The sequence below is a fragment of the Nafulsella turpanensis ZLM-10 genome, assembly GCF_000346615.1.
Classification (GTDB): domain Bacteria; phylum Bacteroidota; class Bacteroidia; order Cytophagales; family Cyclobacteriaceae; genus Nafulsella; species Nafulsella turpanensis.
On sequence record NZ_ANNU01000039.1, the window covers coordinates 1 to 1149 of the forward strand.

A 1149-nucleotide genomic window follows, 5' to 3' on the forward strand; every position below is an offset into this window, starting at 1 on the left:
AGCAGTTTCTTTTACCCTTACCACTTTTACTTCCGCACCTGCCTGTTTAGCGCCTTCTTCGGCCCAGCGAGCCAGCTGATAATTGGTGCCTGTTGAGCTGTAATAAATGATTGCCAGTTTAATGTTTGCCATTTCTCTCTTGATTAAAAAATTAAAAATTCCGTCTCTTACTTTTCTCTTATTCTTTCACGGAATAAAAATCAGAATGTTTAGCATTATTTGCTGAAGATGAACAATTTAATAGGCTTATAATCAGCACATATACCAAAATAGGCAGAGATAAAAAAAATGAAATAGCTTTATTCAACCAAATCACGTATTTTAGTTGATAAGCAAAATTGGTGATGTTGAATAAATGTGTTTTTCTGGACCGCGACGGCGTGCTCAATAAAGATTATGTTGATTATGTATTCTCAGCAGAGAAATTAGAAATCCTGCCAGGTGTTACAGAAAGCATGAGGAAGTTGAAGGAGGCGGGCTACCTGCTCATTGTCATCACCAACCAATCGGGTATTGGCAAAGGAATTTATAGGCGGGAGCAGATGCACGAAACCCATCGGCTGATACAGGAAGCAAGCGGGAACCTTATCTCCCACTTTTACTATGCACCGGGACACCCCAGCATCAGCGAAACACTTTCGCGCAAACCCGGCACCCTGATGTTCGAAAAAGCCATCGCCCGCTTCGACATTAACCCTGCCAGCTCATGGATGATCGGCGACAAGGACCGCGACCTGGTGCCTGCAAAGAAGTTAGGCATCAAAACTATCCAGGTCGACTACAACGATAGCCCTACGGCTGATTTTAAAGTGACAGATCTAACAGCGGCCGTCCCTGTTATCCTGGGCTCCCCCTGATGCCTTCCAAACACATGGCCCCGCATGAGAAAAAGAGAAGGTCGTGCCTGATGGCTGGCTCACACCTGCCCCCTGTTTTAGAACTGGAAGCCCCGGGGCGCACGAGCCCCTGAGCGTTACCCTTCCTTTGGCCAGGCTCGCTGAGGCAAGGCTTTTTTCAGCTACCCGTCACCACTTTTTTACACTCCAAGAGCAGCCCCTGCAGTAGACTCAAAAAAAAAGAGGCCCGGCAATTTGCCAGGAGTGGTCGGAAGATTTTTTCTTCCGACCTTTTTATTTTTAGTGGTAACAA

The 1149-nt window shown here is 46.0% G+C and carries 1 protein-coding gene; it reads left to right on the forward strand.

Going from position 1 to position 1149, the window contains the following annotated elements:
• Positions 1 to 344: 344 nt before the first annotated feature.
• A complete protein-coding gene (locus tag F752_RS0115590) occupies positions 345 to 857 on the forward strand; it encodes a D-glycero-alpha-D-manno-heptose-1,7-bisphosphate 7-phosphatase (RefSeq protein ID WP_017732679.1) in 513 nt (170 codons plus the stop codon).
• The last annotated feature ends 292 nt before the right edge of the window (positions 858 to 1149 follow it).